The sequence below is a fragment of the Allobranchiibius huperziae genome, from assembly GCF_013410455.1.
GTDB classification, from domain to species: domain Bacteria; phylum Actinomycetota; class Actinomycetes; order Actinomycetales; family Dermatophilaceae; genus Allobranchiibius; species Allobranchiibius huperziae.
In genome coordinates this window covers 2,136,767-2,154,980 of record NZ_JACCFW010000001.1, presented here as the reverse complement: position 1 = coordinate 2,154,980, position 18,214 = coordinate 2,136,767, and the positions used below count along the sequence as shown (strand labels likewise).

Annotated in this window: 21 protein-coding genes; 13 read left to right on the top strand and 8 right to left on the bottom strand. The window is 69.9% G+C overall.

What is annotated here, in order from left to right; genetic code table 11:
• Positions 1–188 precede the first annotated feature (188 nt).
• Genes qcrB through ctaE form a run of 4 tightly spaced genes read right to left on the bottom strand, consistent with a single transcriptional unit; the run spans position 189 to position 4,621 of the window.
• Entirely contained in the window at positions 189–2,003 is a 1,815-nt protein-coding gene (gene qcrB / locus HNR15_RS10160) for a cytochrome bc1 complex cytochrome b subunit (RefSeq protein ID WP_179481414.1), read from the bottom strand.
• Positions 2,000–3,130 carry a cytochrome bc1 complex Rieske iron-sulfur subunit gene (qcrA, locus tag HNR15_RS10155; protein WP_179481412.1) on the bottom strand — a complete coding sequence of 377 codons (1,131 nt, stop codon included), beginning with the start codon at positions 3,128–3,130 and terminating at the stop codon, positions 2,000–2,002. Before qcrA ends, qcrB begins: the two co-directional genes overlap by 4 nt.
• The gene (gene qcrC / locus HNR15_RS10150; RefSeq protein WP_179481410.1) at positions 3,130–3,915 is read right to left on the bottom strand and encodes a cytochrome bc1 complex diheme cytochrome c subunit; all 786 of its coding nucleotides are present in this window, start codon (positions 3,913–3,915) and stop codon (positions 3,130–3,132) included. Before qcrC ends, qcrA begins: the two co-directional genes overlap by 1 nt.
• A 52-nt stretch (positions 3,916–3,967) precedes the next feature.
• Positions 3,968–4,621, bottom strand: a complete 654-nt coding sequence (gene ctaE / locus HNR15_RS10145; protein WP_370639603.1) for an aa3-type cytochrome oxidase subunit III — start codon at positions 4,619–4,621, stop codon at positions 3,968–3,970.
• 247 nt (positions 4,622–4,868) lie between these two features.
• Between ctaE and HNR15_RS10140 the strand changes: the two genes are divergently transcribed.
• On the top strand, positions 4,869–5,300 hold the full coding sequence (locus HNR15_RS10140; protein ID WP_343048502.1) for a hypothetical protein: 432 nt from the start codon (positions 4,869–4,871) through the stop codon (positions 5,298–5,300).
• A 2-nt stretch (positions 5,301–5,302) separates the two neighbouring features.
• Positions 5,303–6,367, top strand: coding sequence for an anthranilate phosphoribosyltransferase (gene trpD / locus HNR15_RS10135; RefSeq protein WP_179481404.1), 1,065 nt, complete (start codon positions 5,303–5,305; stop codon positions 6,365–6,367).
• A gap of 37 nt (positions 6,368–6,404) precedes the next feature.
• On the opposite strand, the gene HNR15_RS10130 is transcribed toward trpD, so the two are convergent.
• Both HNR15_RS10130 and HNR15_RS10125 read right to left on the bottom strand, forming a co-directional pair.
• Positions 6,405–6,686, bottom strand: a complete 282-nt coding sequence (locus HNR15_RS10130; RefSeq protein WP_179481402.1) for an Lrp/AsnC ligand binding domain-containing protein — start codon at positions 6,684–6,686, stop codon at positions 6,405–6,407.
• A 16-nt stretch (positions 6,687–6,702) separates the two neighbouring features.
• On the bottom strand, positions 6,703–8,430 hold the full coding sequence (locus HNR15_RS10125) for a DEDD exonuclease domain-containing protein (protein WP_179481400.1): 1,728 nt from the start codon (positions 8,428–8,430) through the stop codon (positions 6,703–6,705).
• Positions 8,431–8,544: 114 nt separating this feature from the next.
• On the opposite strand from HNR15_RS10125, the gene HNR15_RS10120 reads away from it, so the two are divergent.
• From HNR15_RS10120 to HNR15_RS10085, 8 genes are all read left to right on the top strand, one after another.
• The gene (locus HNR15_RS10120) at positions 8,545–8,790 is read left to right on the top strand and encodes a hypothetical protein (protein ID WP_179481398.1); all 246 of its coding nucleotides are present in this window, start codon (positions 8,545–8,547) and stop codon (positions 8,788–8,790) included.
• Between the two features lie 20 nt (positions 8,791–8,810).
• Positions 8,811–9,722, top strand: a complete 912-nt coding sequence (locus HNR15_RS10115; protein ID WP_179481396.1) for a hypothetical protein — start codon at positions 8,811–8,813, stop codon at positions 9,720–9,722.
• Positions 9,723–9,793: 71 nt separating this feature from the next.
• The gene (locus tag HNR15_RS10110; protein ID WP_179481394.1) at positions 9,794–10,237 is read left to right on the top strand and encodes an SRPBCC family protein; all 444 of its coding nucleotides are present in this window, start codon (positions 9,794–9,796) and stop codon (positions 10,235–10,237) included.
• A 348-nt stretch (positions 10,238–10,585) separates the two neighbouring features.
• Positions 10,586–11,260 carry an ArsA family ATPase gene (locus HNR15_RS10105; protein WP_179481392.1) on the top strand — a complete coding sequence of 225 codons (675 nt, stop codon included), beginning with the start codon at positions 10,586–10,588 and terminating at the stop codon, positions 11,258–11,260.
• Positions 11,247–11,834: a hypothetical protein gene (locus HNR15_RS10100; RefSeq protein ID WP_179481390.1), complete on the top strand. Its 588-nt coding sequence runs from the start codon at positions 11,247–11,249 to the stop codon at positions 11,832–11,834. Before HNR15_RS10105 ends, HNR15_RS10100 begins: the two co-directional genes overlap by 14 nt.
• Before the next feature lies 1 nt (position 11,835).
• Entirely contained in the window at positions 11,836–12,786 is a 951-nt protein-coding gene (locus tag HNR15_RS10095; protein ID WP_179481388.1) for an ROK family glucokinase, read from the top strand.
• A gap of 56 nt (positions 12,787–12,842) precedes the next feature.
• A complete protein-coding gene (locus HNR15_RS10090) occupies positions 12,843–13,835 on the top strand; it encodes an ROK family glucokinase (protein ID WP_179483708.1) in 993 nt (330 codons plus the stop codon).
• Positions 13,828–14,553: an endonuclease/exonuclease/phosphatase family protein gene (locus tag HNR15_RS10085; protein ID WP_179481386.1), complete on the top strand. Its 726-nt coding sequence runs from the start codon at positions 13,828–13,830 to the stop codon at positions 14,551–14,553. Before HNR15_RS10090 ends, HNR15_RS10085 begins: the two co-directional genes overlap by 8 nt.
• A 50-nt stretch (positions 14,554–14,603) precedes the next feature.
• On the opposite strand, the gene HNR15_RS10080 is transcribed toward HNR15_RS10085, so the two are convergent.
• A complete protein-coding gene (locus HNR15_RS10080; RefSeq protein WP_179481384.1) occupies positions 14,604–15,065 on the bottom strand; it encodes a hypothetical protein in 462 nt (153 codons plus the stop codon).
• Entirely contained in the window at positions 15,062–15,811 is a 750-nt protein-coding gene (locus HNR15_RS10075) for an alpha/beta hydrolase (RefSeq protein WP_179481382.1), read from the bottom strand. Before HNR15_RS10075 ends, HNR15_RS10080 begins: the two co-directional genes overlap by 4 nt.
• Before the next feature lie 154 nt (positions 15,812–15,965).
• On the opposite strand from HNR15_RS10075, the gene HNR15_RS10070 reads away from it, so the two are divergent.
• The 3 genes from HNR15_RS10070 (at position 15,966) to HNR15_RS10060 (ending at position 18,172) form a co-directional block, all read left to right on the top strand.
• On the top strand, positions 15,966–16,724 hold the full coding sequence (locus tag HNR15_RS10070; protein ID WP_343048501.1) for a lysophospholipid acyltransferase family protein: 759 nt from the start codon (positions 15,966–15,968) through the stop codon (positions 16,722–16,724).
• 76 nt (positions 16,725–16,800) lie between these two features.
• Positions 16,801–17,670 (top strand): heavy metal-binding domain-containing protein, encoded by an 870-nt coding sequence (locus HNR15_RS10065; RefSeq protein ID WP_179481378.1) that lies wholly within the window; start codon positions 16,801–16,803, stop codon positions 17,668–17,670.
• Position 17,671: 1 nt separating this feature from the next.
• Positions 17,672–18,172, top strand: a complete 501-nt coding sequence (locus tag HNR15_RS10060) for a hypothetical protein (protein WP_179481376.1) — start codon at positions 17,672–17,674, stop codon at positions 18,170–18,172.
• The last annotated feature ends 42 nt before the right edge of the window (positions 18,173–18,214 follow it).

The following is an 18,214-nucleotide window of genomic DNA, read 5'->3' as shown; positions in this document are numbered from 1 at the left end:
GGGATGGACCCGCGCGCCGCGCAAGGGCCTGCACGGTGTGTACGCCGGCCGGAGCATCTTGCTTGCCTCGCCGACCAGTCAGGCGGCCATCGGTCCCTGTTCGGGTGGCACCACAAACGACTGCTGCCGATGTGCTCCGGAGCACATCGGCAGCAGCCGTATCGGGCGAAGTCACCCTTAGGGCAGGGTCAGGACGGTTCCTGGTCCTGCGGGTGGGAGTAGGCGTGCCCGGAGGACAGTTCCTCGGCGCCGCCGTGCATGTGCTGCTCGAACTCGTCGGCTTCGAGCTCCGGCCGGTCGCCGGACTCGGTCGCCTCGATCGACTCGTGCGCCTGACCGTCGTGGTGTGCGGCAGCCAACTCGGCGGGAGTGACGGCCTCGATGCGGTCGCTGAAGTAGAAGTGCGACAACCGGGCCCGTGCCTTGTCCTTGGCGATCTGCCGGCGGCTCACGCCGTTGGCGTCAGCCTCCGTGGGAGCCGCGATGGGACGGTGCGTCTCGTAGGACACCAGGCGCCAGCGGTCGTAGTCCGACAGCGGGGTGTGGGCCTCGAAGAAGCGACCCTCCGCGGTGCGAACGAGGCGACCGGACTCCTTGCCGTGCAGCACCAGGTCTCGATCGGCCCGCTGCAACGACATGCACAACCGCTTGGTGATCCAGAAGACCAATGGCGGAAGGATGAAGATCGATGCCTGCATGACGTGCGTGATGTCGTTGATCGACAGATGCAGGGTGATCGCCATGATGTCGTTGCCGGAGGCCACGAAGAGCACGAAGTAGAACGCGATGGAGCCCATGCCGATCGCCGTACGGGTCGGTGCGTTGCGCGGGCGGTCGAGCAGGTGGTGCTCGCGCTTGTCACCGGTGACCCAGGCCTCGAGGAACGGGTAGGCACCCAACGCCGTGAAGATCACCGGGATCAGCAGGATGGCGCCGATCATCACGTTCAGGCTGAAGGTGTGACCCAGCAGGGTGAATTCCCACCACCCCGGCGACATGCGTAGAGCACCGTCGGCGAAGCCCATGTACCAGTCGGGCTGAGCACCCGCAGTGACCATGGTCGGTTCGTAGGGCCCGTACATCCAGATCGGGTTGATCGTGACGAGCCCGGAGATCAGCGCTGTGATACCGAAGACGATGAAGAAGAAGCCGCCCGCCTTGGCGGTGTAGACCGGCATCAGCTTGAAGCCGACGACGTTGTTGTCGGTGCGGCCGGGGCCGGGGAACTGGGTGTGCTTGTGCACGATCAGCAGGATCATGTGCGCGGCGAAAAGACCCATGATGATCGCAGGCAGCAACAGGACGTGCACCGTGAACAGGCGCGGGATGATCTCGGTGCCGGGGAACGCACCCCCGAAGACGAAGTACGCGACGTAGCTGCCGATCACCGGGATCGAGAGCATGAACCCCTGGGCGGCACGGATGCCGGTACCGGACAGCAGGTCGTCGGGCAGCGAGTAGCCGGCGAAACCCTCGATCGTGGCGAGCATGAAGAGCACGACGCCGATGACCCAGTTGATCTCACGTGGCTTGCGGAACGCGCCGGTGAAGAACACCCGGAACATGTGCAGCATGATGGCGACGAGGAAGAGCAACGCCGCCCAGTGGTGGATCTGCCGGATCAGCAACCCACCACGGATGTCCATCGAGATGTCGACGGTGGACTTATAGGCCTCGCTCATCTGCTGGCCCTGCAGCGGGGTGTAGGAGCCGTGGTAGACGGTCTCGCCCATGCTCGGCACGTACCAGAAGGTGAGGAACGTACCGGTGATCAGCAGGATGATCAGCGAGTACATCGCGACCTCGCCGAGCATGAACGACCAGTGATCCGGGAAGACCTTGTTCATCAGGTAGCGGATGCCCTTGGCACCGCCGGTCCGCTCGTCCATCCAGTTGGCGACGCCGCCGACCGCACCTCCGCCCTTCTTCTTGGGCGCGGACGATGTCTCGTCGTCGCCGCGCAGTGCGTCGGCGGGTCGACCTGTGTGCATGTCGGAGGTCATGCGCGCTCCCAGAAGCTAGGCCCGACGGGCTCTTGGAATCCTTGGTCAGCGACGAGGTAACCCGCGTCGTTCACCGAGATCTTCAGCTGGGGTAGACGGCGCTTGGCCGGGCCGAAGATGACCTCACAGTCGTTGGTCATGTCGAACGTCGACTGATGGCAGGGGCAGAGCAGGTGGTGCGTGGTGTGTTCGTAGAGGCCGACGGGGCAGCCGACGTGTGTGCAGATCTTTGAGTACGCGACGACGCCCTGGATGCCCCAACTGGCTTCCTTGGCGTTCTTGATGTCGCTTTCCTGCATGCTGACGAGAAGGACCGCGGCCTTGACCTTGGCGTCCTGCGGGTTCTGTACGTCGTCGATGCCCTCGGGCAGCACGTGGAAGACGCTGCCGAGGGTGACGTCGGACAGGCGGATCGGGGTGTTCTCCGGATCGCGCATGAGCCGACGACCCTTGCCGTTCAGCTTGCGGTCCCAAAGCGTGACGCCGAGGTTGTCGTGCGGCAACGGGCCGAGGGAGCCCACGAGCTGCAGACCTAGCGGCACCACGAACAGGCCGAGCGCGCCGCCGAGGGAGTACTTGATCAGCGGCCGCCGGGTGATCTGCGTCGACTCGGCAGCGTCGGTCAGGATCTGGACCGTGCCCTCCCGGTCCTCGTCGGGGGAGCGCAGCGTGTGGCGTTCCTCCACGACCTCGGTGTCGGACATCAGGGTCTTCGCCCAGTGCACGGCACCCAGGCCGATGCACAGCAGAGAGATCCCGAGTGTCACGCCGAGTGAGACGTGCAGCGCCTTGGTCGGTCCGATGAGCGGCAGCGTGACGATGGCGCCCTTGCCGACGACGATGTAGGAGATGACGAAGAGCAGGGTGGCCACCATCGAGACGGCGAAAAGACTGGCCACCTGACGCTCCGAGCGCCTCGCGGCGGCCGGGTCATCGTCGCCGAGGCGGTGCACGTGCTCCGGCAGCCCGGGGTTCTCGAACCGTTCGAGCAGCTGGCCGCCGCCCTCGTGGTGCCCGTCGCCCAGGTTGATCAGGTCCGATCCGTGGCCACCGCGAGCGACCTCGCCCGGCTCGGGCTGGTGCTCGGAGTGGTCGTGGCGCTCCGGTCCGGTGAACGACGTTGTCATCAGGCTGCCTTCCGTCCCAGCCAGACCGCGGCGCCGATGAGCAGGCCGATGCCGATGGTCCAGGCGAACATGCCTTCGGTCACCGGCCCGAGGTTGCCCAACGTGTGGCCACCCTGACTCGGCTCGTTCTTGACGTTCTTGAGGTAGGCGATGATGTCCTTCTTGTCCTGCGGCGACAGGTTGGTGTCGTTGAAGACCGGCATCGACTGGGGGCCGGTGAGCATCGCCTCGTAGATCTGGCGTCCGGTGGCCGGAGCCAGATTCGGCGCGTACTTGCCGCGGGTGAGGGCACCGCCGGAGCCTGCGAAGTTGTGGCACATGGCGCAGTTGACCCGGAACAACTCACCGCCAGTGGCGATGTTGCCGCCGAGGCTCGTGTACTTGCTGGAGGGGATCGCCGGGCCGGCGCCGAGGGAGGCGACGTACGCCGCGAGTTGGCTGATCTGCTGGGAGGTGAACTGCACGTTGCTGCTGTTGCGCGCGGCCTGCACCGAGGGGTTGGACAGCGGCATCCGGCCACTGCTCACCTGGAAGTCGACAGCTGCGGCGCCCACGCCGACCAACGAGGGGTTGTTGGCGCGGCCGTTGGCGTTGACGCCGTGGCAGGTCGCGCAGTTCGCGAGGAACAGCGCCTTGCCCGACTTCAGGTCGGAACTGGACGCGGCGGCGGCACCGGCGCTGCTGGGCGCCAGGAGCGCATAGAGGCTACCGGTGATCACCAGGCCGAGGAGAAGCACCAGCACGATCGATGCCGGGTGCCTACGGTGTGCGGCGAGCGAACTCACGAGGCGCAGATCCTGTCGTCGGGGAGGGAGTCGGAACAGTCAGGCAAGGGGGTCACTGCAGCAGGTAGATGGTCGCGAACAGGGCGACCCACACCACATCGACGAAGTGCCAGTAGTACGACGTCACGATGGCGCCGGTGGCCTGGTGGTGGGTGTAGTTCCGGCTGGTGAACGTGCGGCCGATGATCAACAGGAAGGCGATGAGCCCGCCGGTGACGTGCAGCGCGTGGAAGCCGGTCGTCAGATAGAACATCGACCCGTAGGAGTCGGAGTTGAGACTGATGCCCTCGGCGAAGAGGTTGGAGTACTCCATCATCTGGCCGCTGACGAACAGCGCGCCGAAGATGTAGGTCAGCACGTACCACTCGCGCATTCCCCACAGGCCCGGTTGCAGCAGCTTGCCGGTGCGGGACGGGATGCCTGCCTCCGCCTTGAAGACGCCGAGCTGGCACCACACCGAGGAGATCACCAGGATCGCTGTGTTGACCGCGGCGTACGGCACGTTGAGGTGACTGGTGCGGTCCGCCCACAGCGGGTGAGCGACCGACCTGATCGTGAAGTACATGGCGAACAGCCCGGCGAAGAACATCAGTTCGCTGGACAGCCAGACCATCGTGCCGACGGCAGTCAGATTGGGACGCGTGACCGGGCCGTGCCCGGTCGGAATCCCGTGGTCGCTGGTGGTAGCGGTCGTTGTGGTGGCCACCCGAACATTATGGCCCCATCCACCGACGAGGGGCACGGCCGACCCCCGCCGCGAGGCCATCTCGTGACCATCTCGCGGGGACTCGCGCAATGACGTCGCCCGGAGTGGCGGCCCGGTGGGCGCACACTCCGCGTACGGCGTTGCGGCGGCTCGGCGTTCGAAGCGGTCAACGATCCGCATGCCCGGGAGGTTCCGGCGTCGTCGGTGTCTGTTCGACCGACCGGACGCGATGGGTAGCATCCTCGGCATGGCCGACACGCCCCGAACCCTGAAGGTGCTGCTCTACAGCGACGACATCGCCACGCGCGACGCCGTCCGTATCGGAGTCGGCAAGCGCCCGGCCAAGGATGTGCAGATCGGCTCATGGCGTGAGTGCGCGACGGCGGCGGCCGTGATCGAGGCAGCGGACAACGAGGACCTCGACCTGTTGATCCTCGACGGTGAGGCGACGCCGGTAGGCGGGATGGGCCTGTCCAAGCAGCTCAAGAACGAGATCTTCGACTGCCCCCCGATCATCGTGCTCACGGGCCGGCCCTCCGACGGCTGGCTGGCGTCGTGGTCGCAGGCGGACGCCGCGGTGCCCCACCCGATCGACCCGCTCATCCTCAGCTCCACGATCGCCGAAGTCGCGCGCCGACACAGCGATCGCGAGCAACTCGCCGCGCCCACCGGCCAGTAGTGATGTCCGGCGCGTCCGCCCGCAGCTGGTCGCGTCTGCTGGGGGCGCTGCTCCAGGGCGGTGACCTCACCGCCGACGACACATCGTGGGCGATGGACCAGGTGATGTCGGGGCAGGCCTCATCCGCGCAGGTCGCCGGTTTCCTGGTCGCGCTGCGGGCCAAGGGCGAGACGGTCGGCGAGGTCCGAGGCCTCGCCGACACGATGCGGCGTTTCGCCGTGCCGATCAGCGTGCATGGCCCGACCCTGGACATCGTCGGCACCGGCGGTGATGGTGCCCACACCGTCAACATCTCCACGATGGCGGCGATCGTGAGTGCCGGCGCGGGCGCTCGGGTCGTCAAGCACGGGAATCGAGCCTCCTCCTCCTCTTCGGGCGCCGCCGACGTCCTGGAGGCGCTCGGCATCGCCCTGGATCTGCCGGCGGACCGGATCGGACCGATCGCCACCGAGGTCGGCATCACCTTCTGCTTCTCGCAGACCTTCCATCCCTCGATGCGCTACGCGGCGGTCCCTCGTCGCGAACTGGGGATCCCGACGGCGTTCAACATCCTCGGACCGCTGACCAACCCGGCCAGGCCGCGGTACTCCGCCGTGGGCGCCGCGGACCCGCGGGTGGCCGATCTGATCGCCGGGGTGTTCGCCGAACGCGGAAGCGCCGCTGCGGTCTTCCGGGGTGACGACGGGCTGGACGAGTTGAGCGTCGCCACCACCTCGAGCGTGCGGTGGGTGCGCGACGGCGAGATCTCCCAGCACCGGGTCGACCCGGCTGAGGTCGGGATCGCACCGGCGGGCGCGGACGCGCTGCGCGGTGGCGATGCCGTGCACAACGCGGGCGTGGTCCGCGAGGTGCTCGCCGGGGCGACGGGGCCCGTGCGGGACGCCGTGGTGCTCAATGCGGGCATCGCGCTGGCCGTCGCCGACGAGGACGGGTCGGGTCGTTTCGGCGCGCACGCATCGTTCGGTGAGGCGCTCGGCGCGGGTGTCGCGAGGGCGCGGACCGCCATCGACGACGGTGCGGCCGCCCGATCGCTCGACCAGTGGGTGGCGGCGACCCGTCGAGCCTGACTGCCGAGTGAAGGATCGGGCCGGTTAGGGGCAGGGCTCAGTCGTCGAGGCCGATGGAGAAGCCGGCCCCGAGGTCACCGCTGGAGTAGGTGCGGAACGCGATGTGGGTCTGCGACTCGCGCATCCCGGGGATCTTGTTGATCTTGTCGGCGATGACATCGGCCAGGTCCTCGTGGCGCGCCACCCGGACGACGGCGATGAGGTCGACGTCGCCGGTCGTGGAGTAGACCTCGCTCACGCCCTCGATCTCCACGACCGCCTCGGCCACCTCCGGAATCTGCTGGATGTCGGCCTTGATCATGACGATGGCGGAGATCACCGGGACAGCTTAGAACTCAGGCCGTCGCAGAGGTCTCGAAACCGTTGTCGACGCGGCTCATCAGCGGTTCGAGCTGCTCGCGGACCTCACCGGCGCCGTGCACCGGGCAGCTCCACTCACCCTCGATCCGCACCATCCGCACCTGCGGGGTCTCCAGCCAGCGCAGGATCTTCTCCGTCTCCTCCGGATGGGTCGCCGGTGCGCGCCCGACAGGGCGGGCCACCACCTCGGCGGAGTCGACCAGGGCGTCGATGTAGGGACGCGGGTCGGCACCGGGCGGACTGAGCGTGGTGCCGGCGAGCTTGCCGTAGCGCACGCACACGAACTCCCACCCGCCGACGGCACCTGGGCGTGCCGCCACGACCTCGGGGCTCGCAGTCAACGGCGCCATCCGCTGAGCGCGGTCGGCGGCGCGGACCAGGGCCAGCATCCGGTCGCGCACCGTGGCTGCCTCCTCGAAGCGCTCGCTCTCGCACAGTCGGCGCATCCGCTCGTGCAGATCGTCGACCAGCGGCCGGGCATCGCCACCGATGGCCTCCGCCACGCGCGCGGCGACCTGGGCGTAGTCCTGCGGGCTCTGCTGACCCGTGCACGGCGCTCCGCACCGGCCCATCTCGGCGAGCGCGCAGGACGAGGAGGTGGTCGTCGCGGACAACCGCTTCGTGCATTGCCGCAGGGGCACCACCTCGTGCACGGCGGCCGCCGCCATCTCGGCCATCGCGCGCGAGCCGAACGGTCCGGCGTACTCGGCGCCGTCGTCACGCGTCTCGCGCACCACCGAGAGCCGGGGGAAGGTCTCGACAGTGAGCTTCAGCCACACACCCTTCTCCGGGTGGCGCGACCGCCTGTTGAACCGCGGCTTGTGCTCGGCGATCAGCCGCAACTCGCGCACCTGGGCCTCGAGCACCGTGGCGCACACGATCGGGGTGACGCTGGTCGCGAGCCCCACCATCTGCGCCATCCGTGAACGATGCTCGCTCGCCGTGAAGTAGCTGCGGACCCGGCGCTGGATGTCGACGGAGGTGCCGACGTAGAGCACCCGCGCACGGTCGTCCTTGAAGATGTAGACACCCGGCGCCCGGGGCAGGTCGTCGGCCAGGTAGCGCTTACGTCGCTGCTCCGGGCGGACCCGGCTGGTGTAGGACGCGAGCTCCTCCAGGGTGTGCACCCCCAGATTGCCGACCCGCCCGAGCAGGGCGTGCAGCACGTCGACGGTGGCCTGGGCGTCGTGCAACGCGCGGTGGTCGGGGGTGATGGTGGCCCCGAAGAGCTGCGCCAGGGAGCCGAGCTTGCGGTTGGGCACCTCGTCGCGGCTCACCAGCTGGCGCGCGAGGTGGACGGTGTCGATCACCTGGTGCCCGGGCCAGGGGTGGCCGAGTTCGGCGCAGTTGGCGCGCAGGAAGCCGATGTCGAAGGGTGCGTTGTGCGCCACCAGCACGCTGCCGGCCGCGAACTCCAGGAAGGCCGGCAGCGCGGCGGCGATACCCGGTGCGCTAGCGACCATCGAGTCGGTGATGCCGGTGAGCACGGAGATGAATGCCGGGATGGGACCGCCGGGGTTGACCAGCGTCTGGAACTCGCCCAGCACCTCGCCGCCGCGCACCTTGACCGCGCCGATCTCGGTGATCCTGTTGGATCGCGGGTTGCCACCGGTCGTCTCGAGGTCGACCACGACGAAGGTGACCCCGGACAGCGGTGTGCCCAGATCGTCGAAGGTCGCCTGGATGGCGTGTGCGGTCGGCATACGACGGACGCTAGGTGGGTGCACCGACACCCACCCGTCCGCCACGCCGTCGGAAGGGGTTGTCGGACCCGGCACCTAGCGTCTGCGCACAGGACGACAGGAAGGAGTCCCGAGATGCACATCGAATGTCGAAGCTGCCCGGCCCGTGACCGCCACTGCGCGGACTGCATGGTGACCGTGCTGCTGCAGATGCCGGTCCCGCGCACGGACGCCCATGATGCCGACGCCGATCTCGCGCCCGACGAGCAGGAGCGCCGCGGGCTGGAGGTGCTGGTGGCGGCCGGTCTGGTCAGCCCGGCCGACGCGTACGCGGCCAGGGCGGTGCGCGAGCCGGGTCGCGCCCTGCGGGTGACGGGCTGAGTCACACCTAGGCTCTCAGGGTGCGGACGATCGGGCGAGGACAGCGCACCCGAGCCACCGAGGGGGGCGCCCGACGGGCAGGGGCGGCGGCGGGCGTGGTGCTGGCCGCGATGCTCCTCGGTGGATGCGACGGTTCGGGGCCGGGCGGCGGGGTGCACACGTCGACCGGGTCCGTTTCCTCCCGGTCGGCCACGTCCTCTAGGTCCTCGGCGCCCTCCGCCGCGACCGGCACCGTCGTCCTGAGCACCGCCGGCCTGCAGGTCTCCGGGTCGGTCGGGACGACGCAGCTCGCGCAGGTGCTGGCCGAGGCGCGGGTCGCCCGCACGTGGGTCGCCCGCACCTGGCCGACGCAGGTCGCGGCCGCCGGCACCGTCCGGGTGCAGGTCGCCGCGAACGCCGCGCAGTTCGCCCGGCTCCGCGGCGGGGTGCCCGAGAGCGACGACCTGGCCGCGAGCACGACCGCCTCCGGCGAGGTCGTCATCGGCCAGGCGGTCATGCAGGGGTTGACTGCGCAGGGTCAGCGCGTCGTCCTCGCTCACGAGATCACCCACGTCGTGCTGCGGCAGACGACGCGCACCGGACTTGCGCGGTGGGTGGTCGAGGGGTCCGCGGAGTACACGGCGTATCGCTGGACCGGGCTGTCGCTCGGGGCGGCGTGCCCCACCCTCGCGGCCGACGTGCGCGCGGACCGACTGCCCGCGGGGCCGCCGCCGGACGCGGCGTTCTCCGGTGGCCAGCAGCAACGGGCCTACCAGGACGCGCACGCCTACATGAGTTTCCTCGTCGACCGGTTCGGCGAGAACGCCTGGAAGCAGTTCGTGCTCGCGACTTCGTCCGGGTCGACGGATGCGTTCGGCGCCGACTTCGACGGAGCCACGACGACGGGTCTACGCGCGGCCTACGCCGCGTTCCTGCGTCACACGGTCGGGTGACCGGCGCGCCGACCGGGCAGCCGTCGGGACGCGGGGGAGAGCACTCATCACCGGCCGTTACTGTCTGCGCTATGTCGCAGAGCACCTCGTCGTCCATGACCATCACCGCGGACCCCGCGGTGGTCCTCGACGTGATCGCCGACTTCGACGACTACCACCAGTGGGCCGAGAACGTCACCCGGGCACAGGTGCTGACGCAGGACTCCGACGGGTGGGCACGCACCGTGCGGTTCGAGCTGGACGCCGGCGTGCTGCGCGACACCTACGTGCTGGCCTACGACTGGGACATCCTTGAGGACGGCACCGGCACGGTCAGCTGGGAGCTGGTCGAGTCCACGGTGATCCGCGCGCTCGACGGCAGCTACCAGCTGGAGCCCGCGGGCGACCGCACCCAGGTGACCTACCAACTGTGCGTCGACGTCAACATTCCGGTGGTCGCCGTGCTGCGCCGCAAGGCGGAGAAGAGCATCATCGACCAGGCACTGCGCGGGCTGAAGCAGCGCTGCGAGAGCTGATGGGTGCGCAGTGCGTGCTCGTCGCCGGTCCCGGCGGCACGGGGTGCTCGACCTACGCCGCAACGCTCGCCCGCGCGTACGCCGACCGCGGCCGATCCGTGCTGCTGCTCGGCACCGACCCGTACGACGACGCGACCCGCCTGGTCGACGCCCCGGCGGACGGCCCGCTGCGGACCGCGGACCCGCGGGACGCCGATGACGCGGACGGCACGATGGCGCCGCTGCTCGACATGGTCGGCCTGGACCCCAGGCTCGCGGCGGAGGTCGCCCGCCTGACCGAGGCCGCGACCGTGCGCCTGCTGTGGGCGATCGGTGCCGAGCGGCCGCCCGGCGAGGTCGTCGTGGTCGATGCCGGCCCTCGTGCCGTGGACCTGGTGCGCCTGGCCGGGGCCGTGCCGTGGGTCCTGCAACGTCTCGCACCGGCACAGCCGGGGGTGGCTCACGACATCCCGACCACTCCTCGCGGCGGCGCTGGGATCGCGATGGCCGGGCGAGCAGGTCACCGATCAGGTCCGGGCCGCCCTCGTTCACGCGTCCGCGGCGCGCGAGGTGCTCATCGGCGAGGGCAGCACGGCCGTCGTGATCGCCGGATCGGCGCCGTCGGCGAAGGTGCGCCGCGTCGTGGCCGGCATGGCGCTCGGCGGGGCCCCGGTGAACGCGGTCGTCGGCGGACCGCGCAGCGGCCCGCACGATCCGCCACGGTGGCGCACGGGACGTGGAGTCCCCGATCAGCTCGGCGCGCTGGACGACCAGGCACGCACGGGCCGGCTCGCCGGGATCTCCTGGGAGCACGACGGTGCGGACTACGTCTGGCGAATGCCCCTCCCCGGTGTCCGCTTCCGCGAGCTGCGCCTGTCGATGATGCAGGACGACCTCGTGCTGCAGACCCAGGGCCACCGCAGCGTCCTCACCATGCCCACGGCCCTGCGCCGATGCCGACCGGTGGACGCTCGGCTGCACGACGGCATCCTGACGGTGCGCTTCTCACCCGTGCGGCAGGATGAGGCCCGTGACCAGGGATGACGACACGCCCGCCGGGCAGCGGGAGCCTGCCGACCATGACCATCGGGCCGACGACGGCGGGGAGGCGGCCGACGCCCTGGTGGCGGAGGCGACACGCCTCGCCGACGCCTTCACCTCGTGGGTGGGCGGGGTAGGCGGCACCGGCGACGCAGGCGATCGGGACGGATCCGAGCCTGTTGCAGAGGAGCCTGGGGAGGACTCCCCGCCGCAGCCGGTCGGCGACGAACCTGCGGCAGATGGCACCGCTGCACCCGCCTCGATGGCCTGCGACTGTGGACGGACCGCCGGTCTGGACGCGATCTGCCGGGTGTGTCCGGTGTGCCGGATCGCGTCGTACATGCAGACCGTGCGGCCCGAGGTCCTGGTGCGCGTCGCCGATGTGCTCGCCATGGTGGCGGGGAGTCTGCAGATGATCGCCGCGGACCGCGGCTCCGATCCGCAGGCCTCGCCCTCGAAGGCATCCACGAACGACCCCGAGGACGGGGCCGGTCGACCGGACCCGCGCCCGGCCGACACCGGGATCCCGATCCCGGTGCGTGGCGACGACGACCCCACCGCACCCGAGAGGCACTGACATGGTCACCAGCATCGGCATCGACGTCGGCGGGACGAAGATCGCCGCCGGGCGCGTGGACGAGAAGGGCAGCATCGTCGCGCGGGCCCGCCGTTCCACGCCTGCGCAGTCGCCGGATGCGATCGCGACGGCGATCGCGGAACTCATCGCCGAGCTGCACACCGAGGACGTCGCGGCAGTGGGCGTCGCGTGCGCCGGTTACATCGACCGCGCCGGCACCACCGTGCTCTTCTCCCCGAACCTGGCCTGGCGCGACGAACCGCTCAAGGAACGGGTCGCGACCAACACCGACCTGCCGGTCATCATCGAGAACGACGCCAACGCGGCGGCGTACGGCGAGTTCGTGCACGGCGCCGGTCGCGACCTCGGCCACATGGTGATGGTGACCGTGGGCACTGGCGTCGGCGGCGGAATCGTGAGTAACGGCAAGCTGTTCCGAGGCGCGTACGGCATCGGTGGCGAGCTCGGCCACATGCTGCTGGTGCCCGGCGGCCGGTTGTGCGGGTGCGGCAACCGGGGCTGCGTCGAGGCGTATGGCAGCGGCACCGCACTCACCCGGGACGCGCGCGAGCTGGTGCGCAGCGGTGCCCAGTTCGGCCGTCGACTGACCGACCTGTGCGACGGCGACGCCGACAAGCTGACCGGCGCGATGGTGACCACTGCGGCCCTCGAGGGGGACGTCGCCTCGATCGACCTGCTCGCGCAGGTCGGCAACTGGCTGGGTGAGGCCACCTCCTCGATGGCCTCGCTGCTGGACCCGGAGGGTTTCGTGATCGGCGGAGGCGTCGCCGACGCCGGTGAGCTGCTGATCGACCCGATGCGCAGCGCGTACGGACGCTCACTCACCGGGCGCGGCTACCGGCCCGTGGCGTCGTTCGTGCGGGCGGAGCTGGGCAACGACGCCGGGGTGATCGGCGTCGCGGCGCTCGCCGTGAACCCGGGCGACCGGTGAGCGCCGGACCCGTGGGCCCGCGCCCCGGGCACGGCGAGGACCCCCACGATCCGGGGATCTCCGACGAGTTCGCCCAGGACGAGTTCGCCGTCGGGATCGACATCGGCGGCACCAAGGTCTCCGGCGGCTTGGTGTCGGCAGACGGCACGGTGCAGCAACGCGCCCGACGTGACACCCCGCACCGCTCGACGTCCCCTCGCGTCGTCGAGAACGTGATCGTGGAGGTCGTCGAGGAGTTGCTGGACGCCCACCACGGGTCGGCGCCGGTCGCGGTCGGGGTGGGCGCTGCCGGATTCGTGACGGCCGACCGGGCGACGGTGGTCTTCGCGCCGCACCTGTCCTGGCGGCACGAGCCGTTGCGCGACGCCCTGAGCAGTCGACTCAGCGTGCCGGTCTTCATCGACAACGACGCGAACGCCGCGTGCTGGGCCGAGTGGCGCTTCGGTGCGGCCCGCGACCGGTCGCACGTCGTGATGGTCAACCTCGGCACCGGCATCGGCGGCGCGGTGATCGCCCAGGGGGCGGTGCAGCGCGGCGAGTTCGGGATCGCCGGCGAGTTCGGCCATATGCAGATGGTGCCGGGAGGGCACCGCTGCGAGTGCGGCAACCGGGGGTGCTGGGAGCAGTACGCCAGTGGCAACGCGCTGGTCCGTGAGGCGCGTTCGCTGATCGCCGCGGGCTCGCCGCTCGCAGCCGATCTGGCCGAGCGCGTGGGGGAGGACCCTCGCGCGCTCACCGGGCCGATGATCACGCAGGCCGCACAGGGCGGGGACGCGACCGCAGCCGAGCTGCTCGCCGAGGTAGGCACCTGGCTCGGGGTGGGCCTGGCCAACCTCGCGAACGCGTTCGACCCCGGGCTCTTCGTGATCGGCGGCGGCGTCAGCGCGGCGGGGGACCTGCTCCTGGATCCCGCACGGGCGGCGTTCGCGCGGTCGCTGACCGGCCGGGGGTACCGCCCGCGGGCGGACATCGTGCAGGCCGAACTGGGCAACGAGGCGGGTCTGATCGGCGCCGCCGACCTCGCCCGCCTGGGCGACGAGGATGACTGAGCGTCCGGAACCCCGCGACGCCCACACGGTGCGCGTCGCGTCGTACAACGTGCGCGCGTTCAAGGACGACCGCGAGGCGCTGGTGGAGGTGGTGCGTCGGATCGATCCCGACGTCCTGCTGCTGCAGGAGGCGCCGAGGCATCCCGGGTCGGGCCATCGGGTGGCGGCGTTCGCCGAACAGGTGGGACTGACCTGGGCCGACGGACGGCGCGGTCGGATGAGCACCACCTTGCTGAGCTCGCTGCGGCTCGACCTGCTCTCCTGCGAGCACCGCAACCTGCCGGTCGGGCGGCGTGAGGAGCCGCGGGGGTACGCCGTGGCGCGCCTGCGCCTGCCCGGTCATCTCCCGTTCACGGCGGTGAGCGTGCACCTCAGCCTTCGGTCGGCACAGCGTGGGCCGCACGTGCAGCAGATCCTGCGCGACATCGACGCGATCGGAGCTGCGGCCGCGGTGCTCGGCGGTGACCTCAACGAGACGTACGGCGAGGGCGCCTGGCGCGACCTGGCCGTGCGGATGCGTGAGGTGACCGGCGACGTCCTCACCAGCCCGTCGGGGACCCCCGGCAAGACGATCGACGGACTGCTTATCTCCGGTCCCGTGGGCGCGACGGTGCCCCGGCTGGATCTGGACCCGCTGCAGCTGCGGATGGCCACCGATCACCGGCCGGTCTACGTGGACATGGACCTCACGGCTCTCGCCGAACCGCACGAGTTGTAGGAACGTGCGCGCCCTATGGAGCGCGCACGTTCCTACAACTCGTGGGGTGACTAGAGTCTGGCGCCGTCGTCGAAGGGGTCCTGGTCGTCGCGGCTGTTGGGTTGCCTCAGCACCAGCAAGACGACCCCGAGGATGCAGACGAGGCACGCCAGCACCCACCAGATGGGCTGGCAGTCGCGCTCGAAGGCGAAGAGGTAGATCAGCCACAGCGGCCCGCCGACCAGCGAGGCCCAGATGGCCCAGAACTGCACGTCGTCGCGGGGCAGCGGCGCGGGGGGTGGAGGCTCGTAGGTGCCGTCGTCCTCCAGGATGTCGTTGGCCGCGCCGGAGTCCGGCACCCGCCACTGCACGGGCAGAGCGGGGGGTGCGGGCGGTTGCGGTTCGGGCTCCTCGACCTCGGGTTCGGCCAGGGCGTCCGGATCGACGGTCCCGGACAACTGCGCGACAATCTCAGCGAACCGCGCGTCGTAATCGGTCTGCTCGTCGTGGCTCTCGCTGCCGGGTGCGCTCATAGGTCCGCAACTCTCGTGATGAAGTCGACGCAACGATCCTCGATGAGGCCGGCGTCGTTGTCCAGGGTCGCGACGTGATAGCTCTCGTGCAGCACCACATCGGTGACGTCCTCGCTGGAGATGCGGGACAGGAACAGTTCCGAACACGCCGGGGGCACGACGTGATCCTGCGGTGAGTGGAAGAGGATCACCGGCTGCGTGATCTGCGGCAGGTCGCGGGTCACCTGCTCCCACATCCGCATCTGCGAGCGCAACGCCTTGAGCGGCGTACGCGCGTAGCCCACCTCGGCGACGCCCGGTTTCTTGATGTCGCCGCTGATGGCCGCGACCGAGGGCACCACGTGCTGCAGCGCGGGTACGGCGAGCAGTCGTCTGTCCTTCATGACGTACGCCGGGTTGATGAGCACCAGCCCGGCCACGTCGTTCTGGTGGGTCTCGGCGACCAGGGTCGCGAGGGTGCCGCCCATCGACAGACCCACGACGAAGACCTGGTCGCAGGTGGCGGCCAGCTCGGCGTACGCCGCGTCGACCTCGGCGAACCAGTCGGTCCACCGCGTCTTGTTCAGCTCCTGCCACGTGGTGCCGTGCCCGGGGAGGCGCGGCAGGCGCACCGAGAAGCCTTCGGCGGCGAAGCGTTCGGCGAGGGACCGCATGCTCTGCGGCGTCCCGGTGAAGCCGTGACACACCAGCACGCCCACCGCCCCGGCGTCGTGGGTGAACGGCTCCGCGCCGGGGACGATCTGCATCGGGTCATCCTTCCACTTCGCCCGTCGGGGTGTGGTGGGTGCCGTATTGTGCGAGGCGCCTATCTTGCGATGAAGGAGCCCAGCGAAGGTGTTCTACTGGTTGCTGAAGTGGGTCCTTGTCGGACCGCTTCTGAAGAGTGTCTTCCGACCCTCCGTGGAAGGCGTTCACCACGTCCCCGACGAGGGGGCCGCGATCCTGGCGAGCAACCACCTGTCGTACGCCGACTGGCTGTTCATGCCGCTCTCCCTTCCCCGGCGGGTGACCTTCGTGGCGAAGGCCGAGTACTTCACCGGCACCGGCGTGAAGGGCACCCTGCAGCGCTGGTTCTTCACCGGCGCGGGTCAGGTGCCCATCGACCGCAGCAGCGGCAGCGCCGCGGCCGGCGCGATCTCCACCGGCCTGCGGATCCTGGCGAACGGCGAGCTCTTCGGCATCTACCCCGAGGGCACCCGCTCACCCGACGGGCGTCTCTACAAGGGCAAGACCGGCGTCGCCCGGATGGTGCTGGAGGCCAAGGTCCCGCTGATCCCGGTGGCCGTGATCGGCACCGACGAGGTCGCGCCTCCCGGCAAGATCTTCGGGCGAATGGCCCACCCGCACGTGCGGTTCGGCCAGCCGATGGACTTCTCCCGCTACGAGGGCATGGAGGACGACCGCTTCATCCTGCGCTCGATCACCGACGAGATCATGTACGAGTTGATGCTGCTGTCGGGCCAGGAGTACGTCGACGTCTACGCCTCATCGTTGAAGGACCGGGTCACCCAGCGGGCCAAGGGCATCGGCGAAGGTGCCGCGGCCCTGGCGAGCACGGCGGCCCACAAGCTCGTGCCGGGCTCCGAGGGGCGGGCCGCAGGGGAGCACGCCGAGATGAGCACCGTGCCGAGCGAGGACGTCGAGACGGCGACCAGCTGAAACGCCCCTGACCCTCAGCTTCCGGGGGTACGGTCCGGGCGGGGCGATCAGACCCCTGCGATGCGAGGAGCGTGCAATGGCTTTCGGTCGACGTGATGGTGCACCACTGCCCGGTGCCACTCAGGCGGGTGGACCCCCGGCAGCCGGACCGCAGATCCCCGCTGCTGCCAGCAATCGGGTCCAACGTCTCGCGGCCCGGGAGCAGAGCGACAGATCCGCGTTCACCTCGGACCTGTCGGTCAACGAGTTCGTCCTCGTGCACAAGCTCGGCTTCGAGCCGCTCGGCTACGTCATGGGCACCTCGATCTACCACATCGGCTACCAGTTCCAGAACTGGGGACAGTCGATGGAGCTGGAGGTGCTGTCGGCGGCGATGTACCACGCGCGGTCCCTCGCGCTCGATCGGATGCGCAGCGAGGCGCACGCGTTGGGCGCCGACGGGATCGTCGGCGTCGATCTGCAGATCCAGCGGTACGCGTGGGCGACCGACGAGCTGGAGTTCATCGCCCAGGGCACGGCCATCCGGGCGCGCGAGCCCAACCCGGCGTACAAGCTGCGCGACGGGGGCCCGTTCACCTCGGACCTGTCGGGTCAGGATTTCTACACGCTGGTGCGAGCAGGACATTTCCCCAGGGCCTTCGTCTTCGGCGCCTGCGTCTACCACGTGGCGCACCAGAGCATCCGCCAGTCGATGCGGATGGCCGGACGCAACATGGAGATGCCGCAGTTCACCGAGGCCGCCTACACCGCGCGCGAGCTGGCCATGACGCGGATGGAGGACGAGGCCAACCGCTTCGGGGCCGACGGGATCGTGGGCGTCAACACCCAGGTCAGCGGACACGTGTGGGGTGCGCACGCCTCGGAGTTCCTGGCCGTCGGCACCGGCGTCACCAGTTCCCCGGAGAGCGGCATCCCCGACCCCACGATGACCCTGTCGCTGGAGTGACATGGGTTTCCTGAGCCGTCGGGGTCGAGATCTGACCCCGCCCCCACCGGCGTACGGCCCTACGGTCCCGCGGCCGTTCTCGGAGTTGCTGGGGAACGCGCCCAGCAGCGCGTTGGAGACGCTGGCGCGTCACGCGCGCGTGCCGGATGCCGCACGCGAACGGATCCTGCGTCTCGACACGCAGACGCTCCAGGCGCAGCAGTACCTGGCCGCTTGCGGGATCACCGGGCGGGACGCGTTCGAGGTGGTCCAGATCCGCGACGACTTCGGGCCCTCGGCCGTGCACGCCTACCTCGGGCTTCCTCCGACGACGGCGGACACCGCGGTGCTGCAGGACGGCCGGACCGGGGCGGACCTCCTGATCGAGGAGTTGGACCTGCTGTTGGAGGCGGTCCGCGGCCTCCTGGACAGGGCCGGCGAGGTCGGCCAGACCCAGCTGCGCGCCAATCACCGTTTCCTCGAGGAGAAGTACGGCGAGCGCGACCCGGGACTGGAGCTGTAAATCCGCCGGTCGGGGCGCCGTTATTCTTGATCGGTGAGCATC